Annotated in this window: 23 protein-coding genes; 10 read left to right on the forward strand and 13 right to left on the reverse strand. The window is 63.2% G+C overall.

Features of this window, described 5'->3' with window-relative positions:
• The 10 genes from JO391_RS20180 (at position 1) to iolG (ending at position 9078) form a co-directional block, all read left to right on the forward strand.
• Complete coding sequence (locus JO391_RS20180; RefSeq protein WP_220664701.1) at positions 1-972, forward strand: substrate-binding domain-containing protein; 972 nt, start codon at positions 1-3, stop codon at positions 970-972.
• Between the two features lie 94 nt (positions 973-1066).
• Positions 1067-2065 carry an ABC transporter permease gene (locus JO391_RS20185; RefSeq protein WP_220664702.1) on the forward strand — a complete coding sequence of 333 codons (999 nt, stop codon included), beginning with the start codon at positions 1067-1069 and terminating at the stop codon, positions 2063-2065.
• The gene (locus tag JO391_RS20190; protein ID WP_220664703.1) at positions 2065-2892 is read left to right on the forward strand and encodes an ATP-binding cassette domain-containing protein; all 828 of its coding nucleotides are present in this window, start codon (positions 2065-2067) and stop codon (positions 2890-2892) included. The genes JO391_RS20185 and JO391_RS20190 overlap by 1 nt, the downstream gene beginning before the upstream one ends.
• A 127-nt stretch (positions 2893-3019) precedes the next feature.
• A complete protein-coding gene (locus JO391_RS20195; protein WP_220664704.1) occupies positions 3020-3328 on the forward strand; it encodes a MocE family 2Fe-2S type ferredoxin in 309 nt (102 codons plus the stop codon).
• Positions 3329-3334: 6 nt separating this feature from the next.
• A complete protein-coding gene (locus JO391_RS20200) occupies positions 3335-4114 on the forward strand; it encodes a TIM barrel protein (RefSeq protein ID WP_220664705.1) in 780 nt (259 codons plus the stop codon).
• A gap of 3 nt (positions 4115-4117) precedes the next feature.
• Positions 4118-5299 carry an NAD(P)/FAD-dependent oxidoreductase gene (locus JO391_RS20205; RefSeq protein WP_220664706.1) on the forward strand — a complete coding sequence of 394 codons (1182 nt, stop codon included), beginning with the start codon at positions 4118-4120 and terminating at the stop codon, positions 5297-5299.
• A 16-nt stretch (positions 5300-5315) separates the two neighbouring features.
• Complete coding sequence (locus JO391_RS20210; protein WP_220664707.1) at positions 5316-6137, forward strand: 3-methyl-2-oxobutanoate hydroxymethyltransferase; 822 nt, start codon at positions 5316-5318, stop codon at positions 6135-6137.
• Positions 6138-6186: 49 nt separating this feature from the next.
• Positions 6187-7014, forward strand: coding sequence for a bifunctional methylenetetrahydrofolate dehydrogenase/methenyltetrahydrofolate cyclohydrolase FolD (folD, locus tag JO391_RS20215; RefSeq protein WP_375155714.1), 828 nt, complete (start codon positions 6187-6189; stop codon positions 7012-7014).
• A gap of 14 nt (positions 7015-7028) precedes the next feature.
• Positions 7029-7925 carry a formyltetrahydrofolate deformylase gene (purU, locus tag JO391_RS20220; RefSeq protein WP_220664709.1) on the forward strand — a complete coding sequence of 299 codons (897 nt, stop codon included), beginning with the start codon at positions 7029-7031 and terminating at the stop codon, positions 7923-7925.
• Between the two features lie 151 nt (positions 7926-8076).
• Positions 8077-9078, forward strand: coding sequence for an inositol 2-dehydrogenase (gene iolG / locus JO391_RS20225; RefSeq protein WP_220664710.1), 1002 nt, complete (start codon positions 8077-8079; stop codon positions 9076-9078).
• 97 nt (positions 9079-9175) lie between these two features.
• Here iolG and JO391_RS20230 read toward each other — a convergent pair whose 3' ends face one another.
• The 13 genes from JO391_RS20230 to JO391_RS20290 form a co-directional block, all read right to left on the reverse strand.
• Entirely contained in the window at positions 9176-10150 is a 975-nt protein-coding gene (locus JO391_RS20230; RefSeq protein ID WP_220664711.1) for an ATPase, T2SS/T4P/T4SS family, read from the reverse strand.
• On the reverse strand, positions 10150-11472 hold the full coding sequence (locus JO391_RS20235) for a TraB/TrbI/VirB10 family type IV secretion system protein (protein ID WP_220664712.1): 1323 nt from the start codon (positions 11470-11472) through the stop codon (positions 10150-10152). The genes JO391_RS20230 and JO391_RS20235 overlap by 1 nt, the downstream gene beginning before the upstream one ends.
• 1 nt (position 11473) lies before the next feature.
• Positions 11474-12223, reverse strand: a complete 750-nt coding sequence (locus JO391_RS20240; RefSeq protein ID WP_220664713.1) for a TrbG/VirB9 family P-type conjugative transfer protein — start codon at positions 12221-12223, stop codon at positions 11474-11476.
• Positions 12220-12879 (reverse strand): VirB8 family type IV secretion system protein, encoded by a 660-nt coding sequence (locus JO391_RS20245; RefSeq protein ID WP_220664714.1) that lies wholly within the window; start codon positions 12877-12879, stop codon positions 12220-12222. Before JO391_RS20245 ends, JO391_RS20240 begins: the two co-directional genes overlap by 4 nt.
• Before the next feature lie 32 nt (positions 12880-12911).
• A complete protein-coding gene (locus JO391_RS20250; protein ID WP_220664715.1) occupies positions 12912-13931 on the reverse strand; it encodes a TrbL/VirB6 family protein in 1020 nt (339 codons plus the stop codon).
• A 3-nt stretch (positions 13932-13934) separates the two neighbouring features.
• Positions 13935-14441 carry a hypothetical protein gene (locus JO391_RS20255; RefSeq protein ID WP_220664716.1) on the reverse strand — a complete coding sequence of 169 codons (507 nt, stop codon included), beginning with the start codon at positions 14439-14441 and terminating at the stop codon, positions 13935-13937.
• On the reverse strand, positions 14438-15235 hold the full coding sequence (locus tag JO391_RS20260; protein ID WP_220664717.1) for a type IV secretion system protein: 798 nt from the start codon (positions 15233-15235) through the stop codon (positions 14438-14440). The genes JO391_RS20255 and JO391_RS20260 overlap by 4 nt, the downstream gene beginning before the upstream one ends.
• A complete protein-coding gene (locus tag JO391_RS20265) occupies positions 15225-16334 on the reverse strand; it encodes a lytic transglycosylase domain-containing protein (protein ID WP_220664718.1) in 1110 nt (369 codons plus the stop codon). The genes JO391_RS20260 and JO391_RS20265 overlap by 11 nt, the downstream gene beginning before the upstream one ends.
• An 8-nt stretch (positions 16335-16342) precedes the next feature.
• The gene (locus tag JO391_RS20270; RefSeq protein ID WP_220664719.1) at positions 16343-16549 is read right to left on the reverse strand and encodes a hypothetical protein; all 207 of its coding nucleotides are present in this window, start codon (positions 16547-16549) and stop codon (positions 16343-16345) included.
• Entirely contained in the window at positions 16546-18924 is a 2379-nt protein-coding gene (locus JO391_RS20275) for a VirB4 family type IV secretion system protein (protein ID WP_220664720.1), read from the reverse strand. The genes JO391_RS20270 and JO391_RS20275 overlap by 4 nt, the downstream gene beginning before the upstream one ends.
• Positions 18914-19189: a VirB3 family type IV secretion system protein gene (locus JO391_RS20280; protein ID WP_220664721.1), complete on the reverse strand. Its 276-nt coding sequence runs from the start codon at positions 19187-19189 to the stop codon at positions 18914-18916. The genes JO391_RS20275 and JO391_RS20280 overlap by 11 nt, the downstream gene beginning before the upstream one ends.
• A gap of 66 nt (positions 19190-19255) precedes the next feature.
• Positions 19256-19570: a TrbC/VirB2 family protein gene (locus JO391_RS20285; protein WP_220664722.1), complete on the reverse strand. Its 315-nt coding sequence runs from the start codon at positions 19568-19570 to the stop codon at positions 19256-19258.
• A 5-nt stretch (positions 19571-19575) separates the two neighbouring features.
• On the reverse strand, positions 19576-20166 hold the full coding sequence (locus tag JO391_RS20290; RefSeq protein ID WP_259444933.1) for a lytic transglycosylase domain-containing protein: 591 nt from the start codon (positions 20164-20166) through the stop codon (positions 19576-19578).
• Positions 20167-20229 lie beyond the last annotated feature (63 nt).

The following is a 20229-nucleotide window of genomic DNA, read 5'->3' on the forward strand; positions in this document are numbered from 1 at the left end:
ATGAAGTTGAAGACCATTCTCAAGGCAACCGCGACCGCCGTTCTGATCGCCGCATCGGCACCAGCTGCGATGGCGGCAGAGATCGCCGTCATCGGCGGCATGAACTCGGACCAGTTCTGGAACAAGATCAAGAAAGGTGTTGATGATGCCCGCCTCGTGGTCGAGGCCAATGGCGGCAAGGTCGACTACCTGCGGATGCAGAGCTACGACAACTTCGCGGCAGACGCAGCCGACATCATTCGGGTGGCGATCAGCCAGAACCCTGACGGCATCGCCGTGCCGAACTGGGTCTATGAGTCCCAGGACCCCGCCATCAAGGAAGCGATCGCCGCCGGTATCAAGGTCATCCTGTTCAACGCGGGCACCATCGAGAAGGCCGATGAACTCGGCGCGATCAACTATGTCGGCTCGGACGAATACATCGCCGGTCGTGCCGGTGGCGAGCAGCTGGCCAAGCTGGGCGCGAAGAAGGGCGTCTGCATCAACACGCTGCCGGGCACGGCCAACATCGAGGCGCGGTGCAAGGGCATGATCGATGCCATGACCGAAGCCGGGGCCACGGCAGAACAGCTGCCGCTGCCCTCGACCGCGTTTGGCGATCCGGCAGCTATCGCCGAAGCTGTGAAGGCCTATCTCAGCCAGAACCCGGACGTGACCGGCGCGCTGGCGATCGGTGCCGGTGAGGCGGACGCTGCCGCGATCGGCATCCAGCAAGCGGGTCTGACCGGAAAGGTAAGCCTTGGCTGCTTTGACTTCAACGAAGCGACGCTGAACCGCATCAAGGCGGGCGAGCAGGCCTTTGCCATCGACCAGCAACCCTACCTCCAGGCGCTTCTGGCCGTCACGCTTCTGGCTTCGCACATCGACTTCGGCACCGACCTTCCGACCGCGCCCTTGCTGACCGGCCCGGGCATCATCGACGCCTCGAACGTCGATGCGACCATCGCGGGCGTCCAGCTCGGCGCGCGCTGATCCTTGTTGAAGACACCGCCTGCCACCAGGATGTGGCAGGCGGGCCAAGCTTGCATCTAACAATCTGGCTTTTGCCTTCACACGGGGAACCCCAATGAACAGTTCTATATTCGGTGGTCTTCTCAGAAGGCCAGAAGCCGGCGCATTGATCGGACTGATCGGCGTCATCACCTTCTTTGCCATCGTCGGTGGTATTGAGTTCCTCTATCCCTCCAGCGTCGGCAGCTGGCTCAGCCGAGCAGCGGCGCTTGGGATCGTGGCCATTCCGGTCGGGCTCCTGATGATCGCGGGCGAGTTGGACATCTCGGTCGGTGCGACCATCACCTCGGGGGCGCTAATCACGGCACTGGTGTCTGGCTACTACGAAATGCCAATTGTTGTGGGGATGCTGGCGTCGCTTGGTTTTGGTGCCGTGGTGGGCCTTCTGAACGGTTTCCTGGTGGTGCGCACCGGCGTGCCATCCTTTATCGTCACGCTGGGGACATTGTTCGCCGTCTCGGGCCTCCTGCTGGGGGCGACCGTCGTGCTGACCGGCACCACGTCGATTGCGCTGACGGCGCCAGAAATCATCAAATCCACCTTCGGCGCATATTTCGGCGGGTTCCAGGTTCTGGTTCTCTGGTGGATCGGGATCACCGCCGCCTTCGTCTTTTTCGTCCACCTTTCGCCCTTCGGAAACTGGATCTTCGCGATGGGTGGCGACAAGGTGTCAGCCCGCAATGCCGGGATCCCGACGGACCGGATGACGATCCTTCTCTTTGTGCTGTCCTCGGTCTGCGCATCCTTCGTGGGGATGAGCCAGGCGATCCTCTTCCAATCGGTGCAGGCGACCCCGCAACTTACGCTGATCTTCAACACGATCATCGCTGTGGTCGTTGGGGGTGTGCTGCTGACGGGCGGGTTCGGATCGGTGATCGGGATCTTCTTCGGCACCATCACATTCGCCGTGGTCACCCAAGGCATCTACTACACCAGCTTCGACCAGACCTGGTCGAACATGGTGATCGGCATCCTCTTGTTGGGCGCGGTCCTGATGAACAACACCTTCCGCAAGATGGCGCTGTCCTATGCGCCCAAGAAAGGGGGCAAGTAATGCCGACACCAATCCTTGCCCTGCGGGGCGTCAACAAGAGCTTTGGCCCCATCGACGTTCTGCACGACATCAACCTTGAGCTCCACGCGGGCGAAGTGCTGTGCCTACTGGGCGACAATGGTGCCGGTAAATCCACGGTGATCCGCATCCTGTCCGGCGTGCACAAGCCGACCACCGGGACGCTGGAGATGGACGGCAAGCCAGTGGCCTTCGCCAGCCCGCGCGATGCCTCGGATCATGGCATCGCGACGGTGCACCAGTTCGGCGGCACCTTTCCCCTCATGTCCATCGGCCGGAGCTTCTTTGTCGGCGTGGAGCCGACCAAGGGGTGGGGACCTTTCAAGGTCTATGACCGCAAGCGCGCGAACGAGATCGCCGTCAAGGCTGTCCGCGATTTCGGCATCACCCGGATTGACGACGGCGACCGGCTGGTCGGCGGACTGTCTGGGGGAGAGCGGCAAAGCCTTGCTATTGCCCGCGCCGTCCATTTCGGCGCGCGGGTGCTGATCCTGGACGAACCGACTGCAGCCCTTGGCGTCAAGCAGGCCACCCATGTCCTGCGCATCGTGAACGAGGCCAAGCGGCGCGGCCTGGCGGTGATCTTCATCACCCATCAGGTGATGCATGCCATGGCCGTCGGCGACCATTTCGCCGTGCTGATCCGCGGCGCGGTCGCCGCCGACTTCAAGAAGGGTGAAAAGAGCCGCGAGGAAATTACCGACCTCATGGCAGGCGGTGCCAGCATGGCAAGTCTGGAGGCGGAGATTGCCAGCTACATGGAAACCCATGACGGCCATCCGCCTCCGGTAGCCGCTGCCAAGACCTGAAACCGATCATCGCCCTGACCCGGTCCTCCTCGCCGAACTTGGGCGATACTCACCCCCCGAGCTGGCCTCTCCCCTGGCTCGGGGGGCTTCCCAAACCCTGATCATTGTTCCGACGAAGGAGGCAAACATGCCCTGGATTGATGCCTGCGCCACCGATGATATCGACGCCGAAGATGTTCGCCGCTTTGACCATGGCGGGCGGACCTTCATCATCGTTCGCAACCATGAGGATGCCTACTACTGCACCGATGGCATGTGCACGCATGAAGACGTCCATCTGTGCGATGGGCTCGTGGTGGAGAACACCATCGAATGCCCCAAGCATTCCTCGATCTTCAACGTGACGAACGGCGAAGTGGAAACGCCCCCCGCCTGCGAGAACCTGCGCACCTATCCGACCCGCGTCGAAGGCGGCCGGGTCCTGGTGAGCCTGTAACCCATCATGGATCAGCCCTTCCAACTCGCCGCCTGTGCGGAAATGCTGTGGCGCGACCGCCCCATTGCCTGGCGTGCCGCGCGCCTGAAGGAAATGGGCTTTGGCGTCGGCCTGTGGAACTGGCCCAACTGGGAGATCGCGGCGCTGGAGAAGACCGGTGCGACCTTCACCATCATGAACGGCTATCTTCAGGGCCGCCTGACCGACCCCGAAGGCTGCGAGATGCTGCTGAAGTCGGTCAAGGAGACAGCGGCTGTAGGCCAACGGCTTGGCGTCCACCGGTTGAACCTGCATGGCACGGGGCTTGGCGATATGGGCATCCCGATCCCGCAGATCGGTGCCTTTGCGCCGGGGATGGAGCAACGGGCCCGCGATACTTTGCACCGGATCTGCGATCTGGCTGAAGCCTCCGGCCAAGTCTTTACGCTGGAAAACCTGAACCCCATCGACCATCCGGGTTGCCCTTTTGGATCGACCGCAGCGGTCTTTGGGCTGGTCAGCGCGGTGAACCGGCCGCAACTTCGCATCAACCTTGACCTTTACCACACCCAGATCAGTGAGGGTGACCTTATCCGCTGGTGCGAGGCCTGTTTGCCCTGGATCGGTGAAGTGCAGGTCGCTGACAATCCGGGCCGATGTGAGCCGGGAACGGGCGAAATCAACTACCCTGGTATTGCCCGCGCTCTTCGGGACATGGGCTATGCTGGCCCGGTCGGCCTGGAAGCCTTTGCCGCGGGCGATGAGGAAGCGGCCCTGGCCGCCTTCCGCGACGCCTTCACGGTCTGACCGATGCGGGTCGTCATCATCGGCGCAGGGGAATGCGGGGTCAGGGCAGCCTTCTCTTTGCGCGAACGTGGATTTGAGGGGCAGGTCACAATCCTCGGTGAAGAAGCCTCGCTTCCCTACGAACGACCGCCGCTGTCCAAGGATGTGACCGCAACGCCCAAGGCCATCCGCAGCCAGGACGCCTACCTTTCGGCGGGAATTGACCTCTGTCTCGGCCAAACCGTGGAAAGAATCCTGCCCGGCGCAAGGCAGATCATCGCGGGTGGGCACGCTTATCCCTATGACCGGCTTTTGATTGCCACGGGTGCGCGGGCGCGGCAGGTGCCGGCCTTTGCCGATTGCCTGACCCTGCGCACCGACCGCGACGCCGCAAAGATCATGGCCAGTCTCGCCGCAGGCGCAAAGGTCGGAATCATCGGCGGCGGTTTCATCGGGCTGGAGCTTGCAGCCACGGCGCGCAGTCTTGGTGCGGATGTGACGGTCTTTCAGAACGGGCCACAGGTTCTGGCCCGCGCAGTGCCAGAGCAGATCGGAGACCTCGTCGCCGCGCGACACCGGGCCCAGGGTGTCACCCTTTGCTTGGACGCTGACGTTGTGGCGGCTGACCGGACCTCGGTCTTTCTTGTAGGGGGCGCACGTATCGCCTTCGACGTCGTCATTGCCGGGATCGGCTCTGCGCCCAACGTCGAGCTTGCCTTCGAGGCCGGCCTTAAAGTCGACAATGGCATCGTGGTGGACGGCAGATTCCGCAGCTCGGCACCAGACATCTTTGCCGCCGGCGACTGCTGCAGCTTTCCCTTGCAGGGACGCCGGATCAGGTTGGAAAGCTGGAAGGCCGCGCAAGATCAGGGTGACCATGTTGCCGCCGCGATGCTGGGGGACGGGGCGGTCTATGCCAAGCTGCCGTGGTTCTGGTCGGATCAGTATGACCTGACACTTCAGGTCGCAGGGTTGTTCGATCCATTGCGGGCTGTCCATTCCCGCCCCGCCGGAGAGGGTGGGCGGATCGTCTTCCAATGCGACGATCATGGCCAGCTTGCGGCAGCGGCGGGTGCCGGGCCACGGCAGGACATCGCCAAGGATATGAAAATCTTGGAAAAACTGATCGAGAAAGGGGCCGCCTTCGAGCCTGCCTTGATCTCGGACCCATCAACACAACTCAAGAGCCTGCTGAAGGCCGCATGACCCGAAGGAGACTTCAATGAGCCTCTACCACACGCGTCCCCATGTCGAAGACATCCGCAAGATGAAAAAGCGTGGCGAGAAGATCTCGATGCTTTACGTCACATCCCACGACGAGGCAGCCGCCGCGGCCGCTGCGGGCATCCACATGCTTTCCATCGAAGGACGGTTCTTTGATGCCGCCATGCGCGAGGCGGCCGGCAACTGCTTTGTTCAGGTTGGCCTTCCCTACGGCCCGCATGGTCCTGCCGGGCGTCGCCTCGTGACAGCAGATGACTACTTGCGCGCGGCCTATGACTTTGGCGCGCTTGGTGCGGATTGCTTCTATTGCGCGGCGTCTTACGACATCCAGAAAGTGCTGTGCGACAACCACGTCGCCGTTGTTGGGCATATCGGGCTTGTTCCGTCCTATATCACCTGGACCGGCTGGCGGGCGGTCGGCAAGACTTCGGACGAGGCGCTGCGGCTTTGGGAGCAGACCAAGCGCCTGGAGGCTATCGGCGTCTTCGCGGCCGAACTGGAAGTTGTCCCGGACCGGATTGCAAAGTTCCTGTCGGAGAACTCTTCGCTGATCATGCTGGGCATGGGGGCGGGGAAATACGCGGATGCTCAGTACCTGTTCACGGAAGATGTCTGCCGCTATGGCAAGAACCACAAGCCGCGCCATGCCAAGACCTATCGCGATCTTGGACCCGAACTTGAACGGCTCCAGCAGGAACGCATCGCCGCCTTCCGCGACTTCCGGGCCGATGTGGAGGCTGGCGACTATCCTGAACCCGCCCATGAGGTCACGATAAAGGACGCCGAGTTCGAGACCTTCCTGCAAGCGGCGCGGGGTTGATGCCATGACTCAAGCGCAACGCATTGATGGAAAGGCTTTTGCTGCTGGCATGACCGCGCGCATCGCGGCGGAAGTGACCGCCTTGCGCGACGCTGCCGGGGTTGAACCTGGTCTGGCCGTCGTGCTGGTCGGACAGGACCCCGCCAGCCAGGTCTACGTGGGTGCCAAGCACCGGGCGACCGTCGCCGCCGGTATGCGGTCCTTCGAGCATCGCCTTCCCGCCGAGACATCACAAACCGTGCTGCTGGACCTGATCGGGCAGTTGAACGCCGATCCGAATGTGCATGGCATTCTGGTGCAGCTGCCGTTGCCCGCACATCTCGACGCATCTGCCCTGATCGCTGCGATTGACCCTTCCAAGGATGTCGACGGGTTTCACGTGATCAACGCCGGACGTCTGGCGACTGGACAGGACGCGATGGTGCCCTGCACGCCCCTTGGCTGTCTGTTCCTGTTGCAAGATCATCTGGGCGATTTGTCGGGCTTGCATGCCGTGATCGTCGGTCGGTCGAACATCGTCGGAAAGCCGATGGCGCAACTGTTGCTGGCTGCGAACTGCACCGTGACCATCGCTCATTCCAAATCCCGCAACCTGGCCGCCCTGTGCCGGACGGCGGACATCCTGATTGCAGCCGTCGGACGACCCGAGATGGTCCGCGGCGACTGGATCAAGCCGGGCGCGACCGTGATTGATGTCGGGATCAACCGCATTCCTGACGGGGACGGCACACGCCTTGTGGGTGATGTGGCCTTTGCAGAGGCGGGTCATGCCGGGGCCATTACCCCGGTTCCCGGCGGAGTCGGCCCGATGACCATCGCCTGCCTCCTTCAGAACACCTTGACTGCCTTTCGCCGCAAACTTGCGGCCGAGGCCTGACAACAGGACCAGCCATGCACCTTGCTCCCTCCCGCTTCGCCCTCCGCGTCACCTGTCCCTCAACCCGCGGGATCGTCGCCGCGATCTCCACGTATCTGGCGGACAGCGGCGGCAACATCACCGACTCTGCCCAGTTTGACGATGCAGGGACGGGGCGCTTTTTCATGCGGACCAGCTTTGTTTCCGAGGATGGGCGCAGTCTCGCCGACCTTCAAGCCGGATTTGCGCCGATTGCCGCGCGTTTCGACATGGACTTCGCCTTCGTCGATGAAGCGGCCAAGCGAAAGGTCGTGGTCATGGTCAGCCGCTTTGGCCACTGCCTGAATGATCTTCTCTACCGCTCGCGCATCGGCGCGCTGCCTGTGGAGATCGTGGGCGTCATCTCGAACCACATGGACTATCAGAAAGTCGTGGTGAATCAGGATATTCCCTATCACTGCATCAAGGTGACTCCGCAAAACAAGGCGGAAGCCGAAGCCCAGCAGATGCGTATCGTCGAGGACTGCGGGGCGGAACTGATCGTGCTGGCGCGCTATATGCAGGTCTTGTCGGATGCGATGTGTCAAAAGTTCTCGGGGCGGATCATCAACATCCACCATTCCTTCCTGCCCAGCTTCAAGGGCGCGAACCCGTACAAGCAGGCCTTCGAGAAAGGGGTGAAGCTTATCGGGGCGACCTCGCACTACGTCACCTCTGACCTCGATGAAGGTCCGATCATCGAACAGGACATCATCCGCGTCACCCACGCCCAGTCGAACGAGGACTACGTCAGCCTTGGGCGGGATGTCGAATCCCAAGTCTTGGCCCGGGCGATCCATGCGCATGTCAACGGACGGGTTTTCATCAACGGCCACAAGACTGTGGTCTTTCCGGCTTCGCCGGGGTCTTACGCATCGGAACGCATGGGCTGAACCCGGAGCTTGCCTGCCTTCGATCCTCGATGCAACGCGAGATGGGCACAGGTGTCGCGCCCCATCAGGCTCTCCGTGCAGCGTCGAAGCGAAGGGCACACAGATAAAAACAACAGGGGCAGGACACGGCCCGTAACATAGAGGAATCACCATGTTGAAAGTCGGCCTTCTTGGTGCCGGACGCATTGCCGGCGTCCACGCCACCGCTATCACCAACAATCCCGGATCGACCCTGGTCGCTGTCTCTGACATCAACGCCGAAGCCGCCGCAAAGCTGGCCGCCCAATACGGGGCCGAGGCGCGCTCGACAGAAGCGATCCTGAACGACCCCGCCATTGACGCAGTTCTGATCGCCACCTCGACCGACACCCATTCCGACCTGATCGAACGCGCGACCGACGCGGGCAAGGCAGTCCTTTGCGAAAAGCCGGTGGACCTGTCGCTTGCCCGCGCGCAGGCCTGCCAGAAGGTAGTGGCCAACAACGGCAAGCCGGTGATGATCGGCTTCAACCGCCGCTTCGACCCGAACTTCGCTGCCCTAAAGACTGCACTGGACAAGGGCGAGATCGGTAAGGCCGAGCTTCTCTCGATCACCTCCTTCGACCCGGCCCCGCCGCCGGTCACCTACATCAAGGTCTCAGGCGGGCTCTTCCGCGACATGATGATCCACGACTTCGACATGGCGAACTTCCTGATGGGCTCGGCCCCGGTCACGGTTAGTGCCGTCGGCACTTCGATCGTCGATCCCGCCATCGGCGGGGCGGGGGATGTGGATACCGCCGTCGTGACGCTCACCTACGCCGACGGCCGCATCGCAGTGATCAAGAACTCACGCCGTGCAGTCTATGGCTATGACCAGCGGGTTGAGCTGCTGGGGTCCGAGGGCCTTCTCCAGGCGCAAAACATGCTTGAGAATACCGTGGTGAAGTCGACAACAGCGGGCGTGACTGGCGCGAAGCCCACCTACTTCTTCCTTGAACGCTACATGCCCGCCTACTCTGCCGAATGGGCGGCCTTTGTGGCGGCGGTCAACGCGGGCACTGCGCTGCCGGTGACGCTGGATGACGGCGTCGCGGCCCTTGCGATGGCCGAGGCCGCGACACAGTCGGCAAAGTCAGGGCTGCCAGTGGCGCTGGCGAGCATTCTCGGTTGAACGTAGTGCTTGCTCCGGACAAGATCGGGGCAAGCATTCATTCGCTGCCCGCTACGTTGGTCGGCTCGCAGCATGAGCGTCGGGGAGCTTTCCGCCCTCAGAGGCAAAGTATCTCCGCCACCCCACGCCGCCCGCCCTGCCGCGAAAGCTGAACCACCAGGTCCACACTTCCCTCACAGTACCGCTTCACCTCCTCGAACCCCATGCCCAGCCCTGCGGCCATGACCATGATCGCCAACCGGTCTATGGCCTTCCGGGCAGTGTCGGCATGGATGGTTGTGAAGGACCCTCCGTGCCCGGTGTTGATCGCCTCGAGAAAAGTCCGGCTTTCCTCGCCCCGCAGCTCGCCGAGTATGATCCGATCCGGCCGCATGCGGAGGGAGGCTTCCAGCAGCCGCGCAGGGGTCCGTTCGCCTTGGGCACTGCGATCCGCCTTGAGCGCTACCGCGTTCTCCTGACGGGGGAACAGCTCATAGGCATCCTCGATGGTCAATATCCGCTCCCCCGGGTCCACCATCGACAACAGCGACCGCGCGAAGGTCGTCTTGCCGGTCGACGTCCCGCCAGAAATCAGAATATTCATCCGCTCTTCTACGCAAAGCCGCATGGCCTCGACAACTTGCCCGGCCTCAGCCAGTCTCATCGCCTCTCCTGCCCTCTCCCGACGCTTGGCGTCGAGATCGACCAGACCATCATGCAAGAGCTGCGGCTCGATCAGCTGATTGGCGGAAACCTTGAATGGCCGGAACGTGATCGCCATTCCACCTTCCACGATGGGCGGTGCCACAACCTGCGCCCGGATCGCCATATCACCCCAGACGATCTTTCCAGAGACGGTGGGCTTCTTGTCGGAGAACTGAACGCCGACGGCGGAAGCTATTGCCTGCCCAAGGTTGGTCGATAGCGCCCGATCAATAGAGAGATGCGCGACCAGCTCCATGTGGGTCGCTCCTTTCCGCTCGATCCAGACCTTTCCGTCCGGGTTGATCGCCACCTCGACCAGATCGTCCCGTAAGAATAGCGGCGCAATTGGCGTCAGGTAGGACCCGAGGAAGCTCGGCCGATCATCCATCACCAGATTTCCAAGTCGCGGTCGACCATGACCGTGATCGCGGCCCCGGGAGCGACGGTGATGATCGGCGGCAGGCTCGTATAGGCCTCGACCGCTGAGCCCATGGCAGCGCTCAGGTCCTCGCCCATGCTCTCGGCCGTATCGGAACTGATCTCGTCGGTGTATTTCGCGGCGGCGACGGCAGGGGCTGCCCCGAGAAGAGAAATAAGCGCAGCTGACCCGAACCGCGCACCGAACCGGGTGTTGACCTTGCCGGTGAGCCCGGAGCGTCCTTGGGCATCGCCACCGAAGGCTTCCATCTGCACGGACTGCCCGTCCGGGGTGACGAGCCGGGTCCAGGCCACAAGGATGCGGCCCTGACCGATCGCGACATCCGAGGAATAGTCGCCGAAGAGGCGCGACCCGGCGGGGATCAATATCTGCGCCTGATCGAAGGACCAGACCGGCCGGGTCACAATTGCTGTGATCTGGCCAGGCAGGCTCGAGTCGACCGCATTCTCAAGCGTCGCTTCGATCATCGTTCCCTGAAGGACGGTGTTCGAGGGATTGGCGATGACTTGGCTCACTTCCGTGGCGGTGGCTTCCCGCCCCGACTGCACGAAATCCCGACCTGTTGAATCACGGCCCTCAGCCGGGGCCTCAGGCATCCCCATACCGGCTTCCCCTGCCCCACCCTTCTGGCCATCGTCGAAGACGACCGAAGGCGACGCCACACGGGCCGCAAGTTGCGCCTCGCGCTCGGCACGCTTGGCGGCCAGTTCGGCCTCACGTTGGGCTTCCGCGGCAACCGCGCTGTCGGCGCTTGCTTTCAGGACGGCGATTTCCTGATCAAACTGCCGCCGCATGTCTTCCATGAGCGCGAGGTTCTGGGACTGTGCCTCTTCCAGCGCGAGCTCCAGTTCCTTGGCGGTCTGATCCTTCTCGGCATCGGCCCTGTCGGCAAGATCACCCAACTCGCGCTGCAACCGGTCGACCTCAGACTGGAGTGTGGCGTTCCGCGCTTCGAGGTCTTCCCGCTGTGAGGCCAGTTCGCCTTCGATGTCGGAAAAGCCATCTCCGGCGGGTTTCGCTTCCGGTTTGGGCTCAATCGCTCCGAAGGGCGAGCCTCCCGTCTGATCCTGGAATTCCTCGACGGCGGAGGTTTCCACATCTGGAATGGCGCGGCTGGAGGGCCAAACTGTCCAGAGTGCAGCAAGGCTCGCCCCTGCTAGTAGCGCTCCCATGCCAAGTCGCTGCTGCCGGGTCATTTTCGGCTTGGGTCGCTCGACCTTGTAGTCCGGCTCAGTGCCCTTCTGCGGATCAGTCATCTCGGGATCAGCCATGTCAGAACTCCCAACCCTGAAGCTTGGCGAGCAGGGCTGGGTCGGTGGTCACGCCGCCATCCACCCGCTCGATGCACAGAACTTGCGTGCCGATCCGGATCGAATAGGCGGAGCGCAGGCCCGAGACGCGGACGATGCTGCCCCGCGTGCCGGAGTTCAGCGTCACTTCGCGTCCCGTCGCATCGACGCCGAAGATCGAAGGCCGGATGCCGGGGGCGAAGGCGAAGTAGGTTGCTTGCCCATCGTTCCAGATATGGACGGGTTTCAGGGTCTCATCGCCAGACCAGGCATAGCCGATGTCGCGTGATCCTACGGCCACCGTGCTTCGAGCTGAGCGGGTTGTGCCTGTCTCCGGATAGCGCAGGACCAGTCGATAGGTCGGATTACGGGACCGGCCTTCGCTGATCGACAGCGAGATCGTGCGCCGCCCGGTATAGATCGTCATATTGGTCTCGGCCCCGGCAATAAGGGGTTTCACGGAAACCGTGGTCCGGTTCGAGAGCACCTCGACCTCGAAGGCCTCGCTGTCGCCAAGAAGGACCGAGTCGATCCGCTCGCCGGCACCGAGTTCGATGGCGGTGTTCACACGCAAATGCGTGTCGAGCCGGATGACATCGACGGGGTTGTAGAGGACCGACCGGACACGAGCGTCAGCGCCCATCGACGCGGGGGCGACTTCTGCGGTGGCAACACTCCCAAAGCCGAGGGCACAGGCCAAGGCAAGTCCCGAGAGGAAGCGAGAACGGGTCATGGATTGGTCTCCAGGGTTTCGGCATCGACTCGGTAGGCTGAGACGGTGAAGCCGAGTGGGTTTTCCCAGACATGCGCAAGGGAGCGTTCGGTCTTTGGCTCGAAGGCGAACTCGACCGTGGCGACGAAGGGCTGGGTCACCGGCTCCTGCTTCGTCTTGCGCAGGGTTTTCAGGAAACGGATCTGGGCGACGTTCGGGGAAAGGAAGGTGATCCGGCGCACGGTCACCGTAACCTCCGCACCGGGGCCGTAGACATCGGGCGGGTAGGCAGAATTGCCGCCGCCCTTCGACCAAAGAAGCCGCAGACTTTCCTCGGCGCCTCCAGTCGAACGCCGCTGGACGCTCTCAAGCCGGGCCTGAATGCCTGCAAGGAAATAGCCCTCGCGGTCGGAGACGTAAGCCACAAGGAGGCTTTGTTTCAGCGCTTCCTGGTCCTCGATCCCGGTCGGGGCGACCTGCAGGATGTTTTCGGCGTCACCTGTCTGCCGATCAACGAGGACAGTGAAGACCTGTGTTTCACGCAAAGGCAGAACGAGGACCAGTGCGGTTGCAAGGATCAGGCACAGCCCGCCTGCGGCACTCGCGACGATCCAGGCGCGCCTGGCCGAGAGACGGGGCTCCAGAACGAGATCGACATCAAATCCATGCGCCTCCATGGGCGGTCCTCCACTTCTCGAGTTCTTGGGCATCAGCTTTTGCCGGGTGTTCGGCTCGCGAGCCGCAACGCTGTCTGCACGGCGGACCGCCCGATCTGTCCGGCGGTATTGCCGTTCAGGCGCGCATCCGATGGACGGCGACCGCCTGCATCAAGGCCAGCCGCTCCTCGGCCCGCGCCGATCCCGGACGCGATGCCGGTGCGGCCGTAACCCTTGACGCTGTCGGCGGTGCGGAAGGTCGAGGCTGCGACGCTCCCGAGGCCGGTCGCGGTCGACGCGAGCGACTGCGCGATCGTCGGCACCATGGCCATCAGGCCGGTGCCGAGCATCATGACGACGACGAAACTCAGGACATCGCCGATGGTTTCGACCGAGGCGAGAGAGGCTGGCGTCAGGTCGCGGGCGATCGCGATTGTGAAGGCCGCCATGCCCGAGGTCAGCATCGGGTAGAAAGCAAAGCCGAGGGCGAGATTCACCCATCGATCGAAGAGCGGAGCGGTCACCTTGAAGAGCGTGCAGGCTATCGCGATCGGCGCGAAAATGACGAGGACGCCGATCATGATCTTCGCTGCCGAGATCACGATGATCGACACGGTCGCCATCAGGGCCGCGACGAGAAACATCAGGAGGCCCGCGAGGGCTCCAGTGATGTAGCTGCCGTTCTGGCTGATCGCCTGCCCGACATCGAGGGCCTGCAAGTAGAGCGAATCGAGCCCCTCATAGAGGTTGCCCGATCCAGCGCCGAAGGCTTCGATGACGACCGCCCCGATCTCGCTCGGGGCATTGGTCAGGACGCCATAGACCGCATTGAAGTTCGTCCAGGATGACAGGAATGCCGAAGCAACCATGATCCGAACCATGAGGCCGAGCCCGTTGCGCAACGTCATCGGCACGGCTTGTGCCATCAGGTTGATCCCGATCAGAGCCAACACCAGGACCGACCCGACCCGGAAGACCGGCACAATCTCGGCTGCCACAGCATCAAATGCCGTAGCGCCAACCGCTGTTGCGGCGGCATCGACCTGGGTCAGAATGTCGGCGATGATGGCCATGGTTCACTTGGCCCGGCAGCTTTGCTCAAGCTCGCGAAACCGCGCCTCGGTTGCACGCCGATCTTCATCGCGGATACGTTCCAGCGTCGGACGGTCTGCATCGGTCAGTTCTGCCGTCGACTTGCCCAAGGCGGCCGTTACGAAGGCGTCGAAGCTGAAGCCGTCGAAGAGGCAAACGCAGGAGCCTTCTTCAAGCCGCCGCGACATCGCCACGCGGAAATAGGCCTGCCGAGCCACTGCGCGGAACTTCCAATCGGTGATCCCCTCGGGCAGGTCGATCACCTCTTCGCAGGAAGGCCTGTCAGCGGCAGCAAAGATGCCGGTACTGCGCCTCTGCATCTCGGTCAGGAGGTCCAGCGCGGTCTCCGCATCCTGCGCTACCACCGCTTCCCGGGTTTCTCCGATCAGCTGAACATCGCTGAAAGTGGCGATGTCTTCCGCCGCAGCGAAGCTGGCAAGGCCGACGAACGCAGCAAGTGCCGCGACGTGGTAAGAAGCCCGCCGCATCATTCGGCCCCCGAATAGTCGAAGAAGCTCTTTTCCTTGGCCTGCTCTGCGGCCCAGTTGACTCCCGTCTGCCCGGCAGCGAGCCCCGCAGCCGCGTTCAGCCGCCACATCTGGCCGAGCATGTAATTTGTCTCGGCGGCCATCCGGGTGTTGAGGTCGATGCTTTCCTTAAGGCCCTCCTGATTGGCGATTTCGGCCACCAAACCGTCGATCCGCGCGAGGCTTTGGGCGGCTTCCTCATAGGAGAGCTGCGCCACGCCCATGGCCGTGGCACTCGTGGCCGCGGTCGTCGCGATGAGCTTGTCCTGCGGATTGGCGGAGGACGACAGCCCGGCCAGCGTCTCCGAGGTTAAACCGGCCCCTTCCAGCGTGTCGCGCATGTATTCGGCGGCCATCTTGTCGCCCATGGTCACGTCGCCATCGAGCAGGCTGTCCAGAAGCCCGTCGAAATCCCCGATCGTCAGCGCATCCTGGAAACCGGAGAGATCGGTGATCTTGGCCGCCCGCGAGCGCAGGTCCTCTACCGAATTGTAGAGGCTCGCGATCTCGTTCAGGCCCGAGATCGACCCGAGGATGCCTTCGAGGTTGGTCAGCTGCTCGAGACCGGTCTCGACTTGCTTCTTCAACTCTTCGATCTGCGCGATCTGGTTCTCCGCATCGCGGAGCGCTGCTTGCAGCTGCTCGATGTTCTTGGCGAGGTTGGTGCCGTCGATGACAGGCACGCCCTGCGCAAAGGCTGCTGACCCGAGAAGAGAAAAGCACAGCGCCGCTGTTGCGGCCGTGAGGTTACGGTGCATCCGAATACTCCCAGAATGTCGTGTATTGCAGGGCTTGCGCGGCATCCGAGAGCCCATGGGCCGCCTCAACCTTGACGGCACCCGCGCGCAGCCGCAGCGTCAGGGCCATGAGGCGCGCGCGTTCGGCGAGCATGTAGGTGTTCTGGTCGACCGCTTCTTTCGGGGTCTGGGGCTTGGCCTCTTCAAGGAACCCCTTGATCCGGGCCATAGCCGCTTCGATCTGCGCCGACTGCTGGCCGGAGTAGCCGATGAAGGCTGAGGACATGTTGCCCCATTCGGCACTTGCACCCTCCACCCCCGCCAGCGTGCCCGTCACGTCCGCCCCGGTGATCACCGAGAGATAGGCGTCGTAGTAGCCTGAGATCCGGCGGACGTAGTTCTGGGTTTCCTCGAAGGGGGGAATGCCACCGTGTTTCTGGACGTTGCCGGGCCCTGCGTTATAGGCCGCGAGGGCGAAGTCGATCCGGCCGAAGCTGTTGAGCTGGGTCGCAAGATAGCGTGCGCCACCATCGAGGTTCTGCAGCGGGTCGGTCGGATCGACGCCGAGATCGGCGGCGGTGCCGGGCATCAACTGGCAGAACCCCATGGCTCCAACCGGGCTGATCGCCGCGTTGGAAAACCCACTTTCCTGCTTCACCAACGACTGGAAAAGAATGCGCCAGGTCGTGGGCGTGAGCCCGACCTTCACGACACCGGGATGCGTCTGATAGCGCGCCGCCGTCGCGATGATCATCCCCTCGACCGTCTCACCTTCTCCAAAGAGCCGCTGGCTTTCGAGGCTGGTCTCCTCAAGAGGATAGACTTCATCGGCAGGTGGAAAGGAGCCCGTCCCCGTCTCGAAGCCGCTGAGGTGGGTCACGCCGGTCGTATCCGCGAGGAAACGCTCATAGGCCGCCAGCTGGTCGTCTTCGATCTCGCTGAGCTCGGAGCGTGTGCTGAGTTTCTCACCCTGCTTCAAGGCGTCTTCAGCCTGTTCGGCAAGTCGCGAGATGAAGTTCGAGAGCCGCGAGCCGTCGATGATCGGCACGCCTTGGGCCAGAAGGCCCATGGGCACCGCAGTGCCGAGGAGAAGGCCGAGAAGGAGGGGTGCGCGACGCATGCGGTGGCTCAGTCCGCGCAAGGCGCGTCGGGGGCGTTCATCATGGAGACGATGACCGTCGTGCCATCGCTTTGCTCCCGCGCCGCGAAGTATTTGCCCTCGGCCCGGAACTGGCCGTGGCAGGGGGAGACGGCCCCCGTCTCGACGCCGGCACAGGCCGAAAGGAGGGTGAACCCGAGAAGGGAAGCGGGGATCAGGCGGTTGCGTCGGGTCACGTCATGTCCTTCCAGAAATCGGGGGTATCGCGCCAGCCATAGGGGGCGCGGTCTTCGCCGGATCGGCCGCCGCCGATAACGGCGAGCGCGGGTCCGAGGGCGGCGAGGTCCATGTTCACGAAGACCGAGTCCCCGGCCGAGCGCAGGAGGGCGAGGCGTAAACCACCCGTTGGCGTGCAGAGGAACTCAGCCTCTTTCTCGTTCAGCCGTAGGATCCGGTAATCCTCGGTGTTGGCGCGCGGGTTCGGATAGAGCAGTTGCGTCACCACGCTTTCGGCGATGATCTGCCCGACCTTGACCCGGGTCAGATGCGTTGGCGTCTGGGTCAGCATCATCACCACGGCATTCTTCTTCCGCATGGTGACCAGCCAGTCGTGCAGGCGCTTCTCGAAGATCGGATCGTCGAGCATCTTCCAGGCCTCATCGATGACGATGAGGGTCGGACGGCGATCCTCGATCACCCGCTCGATGCGGCGGAAGAGATAGGCCAGCAGCGCCGAGCGTTCGGTCCCGAGATCAAGGATCTCGGACATGTCGATGCCGACCACATCTTCGGAAAGGCTGATCTGGGATGTGGCGCCGGGCCCAAAGAGCCAGCCATGCCGCCCCCCCTGCCCCCATTCCCGGACCCGGCCCACCAGATCGCCATCATCGTCAGTCGAGGCGACGAGAGTTGCGAGGCCATCGAAGGTCCGGAGCCGCGGATCGGCCGAAACGATCTGACGGACAGCGGCGTTGAGACTCACGGTTTGGGCCGTCTCGAAGGGCCGCGAACCTGCGAGGATGTCACCCAGCCAATCGGTGAGCCAGGCTGCTCCGCGCTCATCGACCTCGGTCTGGAACGGATTGAGGCCTGTCGCCTCGCCGATGCGGATCGCGGAATAGCTGCCACCAAGAGCGCGCACGGCCATCTCGAGGCCACGGTCCTTGTCGATGACGAGGATGCGGGCATGCACCCGCCGCGCCTGTGCCATAAGAAAGGCCGTGCCGAGGGTCTTGCCCGACCCCGTGCGGCCCAGCACAAGCGTGTGTCCGGCGCTTGGCTCGGCACCGCGCTCGCCCTTGTCGTGGAAATTGAAGCGGTAGAGGCTCGAGGTCACCGTCGGAAGCGCCGTGATCGTCTCGCCCCAGGGTGACTGCACCTTGGATCGACCTTCCGTGACCCGATGCAGGGCCGCGAGGTGTGCGAAGTTCTGGGCCGACAGCAGCGCTGTGCGTGGCCGGTAGGCCCAGTTGCCCGGGGCTTGGGCAAACCAGGCCGCGCGAGCCGCGAAGCTCTCACGCACCAGAGTTGCCCCGCAATCCTGTCCGGCCCGCCATACTTCGGACGCGGCCTCTTCCAGCTGTTCCGGGCTCTCGGCCGTGACCATGACCGTCAGGTGGTGCTTGCCAAAGACCTGTCGGCCCGAGGCGACGTTGTCCGCGGCCTCGTAAAGCTCTTGGCGCAGGGTTTCAGCGGCATCCTCGGAGGCGCGCATCTGGCGTGCCGTGCGCTTGATGCGCTCTTCGATCTCGTTGTTGCGGGCCGGTGTGAAGCTGTTGGTTATGACGATGTCGTAGGGAAGTTCCAACGCATCGAGCATCCGCGCCCAGGTGCGGGCAGGATAGGACTTCACACCGAATATCGTCCCGAAGCGCTGCCCCACGCCGGTTTCGATTTCCACCTGCTTCCCAGAAAACGTCATCTGCGAGGACGCGACGGGCTCGGAAAGAAACTGGCCGCGCATCGGCAGAACCTTGGCCATCGGCTGCCCAAGAAGGACGCCAAGGATACCAAGCCATTCCCCGGAAGAGATGCTCAGGTGCCGGAAGCCCAGACCCTGGCAGGCGCCAGCAAGGAGCCCCATCGCTTCATTCAGGCGTTCGATCCGCTGACCGACATCGCCTGTGAAGGCTGCCTTGAAGAGGGCACCAATCAGGGGGGCACGTTTCAGCGCGGTCGGGCGCAGGATGAGGGACACCATCAGCACCCGGCGCTTCAGCGTGCGGGCGCGAAGATGTCCTTGCCAGCGGGCATCCACCATTGCCGCGAACGCCTCTCCGCAACCGTTTCCATCGAAGGGCTTCAGCTGGGGTGCGTCCGGCAGGGTCAGCTTGGAGACGTGGAACCCGAACCCTTCGCCCAACTGGCCAACCAGCCGCGCCAGCGAGATGGTGGCGAGCGAGAGGTCCCCCTCCTCCGTCGTGAAACTGTCCTGCCCTTCGACCACGGCAGAGGCGATCAGATCACCTTGCCGGGTCAGGATCAGATTGTCCGCAGGTGCGGAGAGCCAGGGCAAGTGCCGGGCGAGGGTCTCGGCTGCGAGATCCTCAGGCCGCAAGACAGATCGAAGCGCCGGAGTGGCCGGGAAGAGGGATTTGAGATCAGCTGACATGGCGATCTCCGGCAAAGGCCGACTTGCCTCGCGTGCGCGGGGTCCGGGAAAAGACCACCGCGACCGTTTCGAAGAGGTTCGGATTGCGGTCTGCCACGAACCACAAGACCGGATAGCCAACGACACCGATCAGCAGAAACCGCCAGTCGTTTGCGCCCACGAACGGGATGACCGAGCCCAGCATCAGGCTCACGAAGTAGCCGATGGGCAGGCCGAAGATCTTCGGCGGCCTGGTAAGGCCGAGAAAGAGGGGCGCGTAATGCATGGGGAACATCCGGAGGGTCGGCCAGGCCGGGTGTGCGTAGACACCCGGCCTTTTGCCTGTCCCGCCTCAGGGGGCCGCAAAGCCGTCGATGATGGTCGCGGCCGAGAAGACGAGGACCACGCCGAAGAAGATCGCGAGGAACAATGGCCAGTTCAGTCGGCCGGTGAACATCATGTAGCCCGCAGCCACGACGGCGAGGATTGCGATCAGGCGTCCGATCGGGCCGGTCAGCGCATCAACCACGGTCTGCAGCATGTTTTCGAGGGGATCGAGGTTCTGCGCGAGAGCGGGCTCCGCGAAGATCGCCGCAAAGGGCAGCGCCAGCAAAAGGGTGTGCAAAGCCAGACGCGGCAAACGCGCGCCTAAAAGATTGCGGAACATGGGAATTACTCCGAACTGAGGGTTGCGTTGGTCAGCCGCAGAACCTTGGCAACATGGCCCTCGGTTTCGGCATAAGGGGGAATGCCGCCATAGTCGCGGACCGCTTCGGGTCCGGCGTTGTAGGCAGCGAGTGCAAGATCGGTAGCGCCGAAGTCCTCAAGCTGGGCGAGAAGATAGCGGGCAGAGCCGTGCAGGTTGTCTTCCGGGTCATAAGGATCGACGCCGAGTAGATCAGCGGTTCCTGGCATCAACTGCCCAAGACCGATGGCACCGACGGAGGAGCGCGCATCCGGATTGAAGGCGGATTCCACGGCGATGTTGGCTCGGAAAAGCGCCAGCCATTCCGTCCCGGAAAGCCCGGCCGCCTTCAGCGCAGGATGGCGAAGATAGTCGTCGCCGACATCGAGAACGAGATCCTCGATCTCGGCCGTGCCACGCGGGCCCCTGCCCTTCGGGGTCGTGCCATAAGACGCGAGCACAACGAGACCAACGTCATCAGCATCGGTCTCGGCTTCATCTGCGAACTTGGCGCCGTTCAAATCGCCGCGTCTGGGAAGCTCTTTGCCAAAGTCGAGGACGCTGGCTCGAACCCGCAAGTCCTCTGTCCCTGACCCAAGGTCGATGACCTCGGCGACTGCACCGTGTCCGGCAGCAAGCCA

Source organism: Neotabrizicola shimadae (assembly GCF_019623905.1).
Lineage (GTDB): Bacteria > Pseudomonadota > Alphaproteobacteria > Rhodobacterales > Rhodobacteraceae > Neotabrizicola > Neotabrizicola shimadae.

Coding starts and splice junctions, on each gene's coding strand:
- JO391_RS20195 (WP_220664704.1), top strand. CDS start 3,020: ATGCCCTGGATTGATGCCTGCGCCACCGATGATATCGACGCCGAAGAT.
- JO391_RS20265 (WP_220664718.1), bottom strand. CDS start 16,334: ATGCGTCGCGCACCCCTCCTTCTCGGCCTTCTCCTCGGCACTGCGGTG.
- JO391_RS20190 (WP_220664703.1), top strand. CDS start 2,065: ATGCCGACACCAATCCTTGCCCTGCGGGGCGTCAACAAGAGCTTTGGC.
- JO391_RS20180 (WP_220664701.1), top strand. CDS start 1: ATGAAGTTGAAGACCATTCTCAAGGCAACCGCGACCGCCGTTCTGATC.
- JO391_RS20250 (WP_220664715.1), bottom strand. CDS start 13,931: ATGGCCATCATCGCCGACATTCTGACCCAGGTCGATGCCGCCGCAACA.
- purU (WP_220664709.1), top strand. CDS start 7,029: ATGCACCTTGCTCCCTCCCGCTTCGCCCTCCGCGTCACCTGTCCCTCA.
- JO391_RS20200 (WP_220664705.1), top strand. CDS start 3,335: ATGGATCAGCCCTTCCAACTCGCCGCCTGTGCGGAAATGCTGTGGCGC.
- JO391_RS20185 (WP_220664702.1), top strand. CDS start 1,067: ATGAACAGTTCTATATTCGGTGGTCTTCTCAGAAGGCCAGAAGCCGGC.
- JO391_RS20255 (WP_220664716.1), bottom strand. CDS start 14,441: ATGATGCGGCGGGCTTCTTACCACGTCGCGGCACTTGCTGCGTTCGTC.
- JO391_RS20275 (WP_220664720.1), bottom strand. CDS start 18,924: ATGTCAGCTGATCTCAAATCCCTCTTCCCGGCCACTCCGGCGCTTCGA.
- iolG (WP_220664710.1), top strand. CDS start 8,077: ATGTTGAAAGTCGGCCTTCTTGGTGCCGGACGCATTGCCGGCGTCCAC.
- JO391_RS20285 (WP_220664722.1), bottom strand. CDS start 19,570: ATGTTCCGCAATCTTTTAGGCGCGCGTTTGCCGCGTCTGGCTTTGCAC.
- JO391_RS20210 (WP_220664707.1), top strand. CDS start 5,316: ATGAGCCTCTACCACACGCGTCCCCATGTCGAAGACATCCGCAAGATG.
- JO391_RS20245 (WP_220664714.1), bottom strand. CDS start 12,879: ATGGAGGCGCATGGATTTGATGTCGATCTCGTTCTGGAGCCCCGTCTC.
- JO391_RS20205 (WP_220664706.1), top strand. CDS start 4,118: ATGCGGGTCGTCATCATCGGCGCAGGGGAATGCGGGGTCAGGGCAGCC.
- JO391_RS20235 (WP_220664712.1), bottom strand. CDS start 11,472: ATGGCTGATCCCGAGATGACTGATCCGCAGAAGGGCACTGAGCCGGAC.
- JO391_RS20240 (WP_220664713.1), bottom strand. CDS start 12,223: ATGACCCGTTCTCGCTTCCTCTCGGGACTTGCCTTGGCCTGTGCCCTC.
- JO391_RS20280 (WP_220664721.1), bottom strand. CDS start 19,189: ATGCATTACGCGCCCCTCTTTCTCGGCCTTACCAGGCCGCCGAAGATC.
- JO391_RS20230 (WP_220664711.1), bottom strand. CDS start 10,150: ATGGATGATCGGCCGAGCTTCCTCGGGTCCTACCTGACGCCAATTGCG.
- folD (WP_375155714.1), top strand. CDS start 6,187: ATGACCGCGCGCATCGCGGCGGAAGTGACCGCCTTGCGCGACGCTGCC.
- JO391_RS20260 (WP_220664717.1), bottom strand. CDS start 15,235: ATGCACCGTAACCTCACGGCCGCAACAGCGGCGCTGTGCTTTTCTCTT.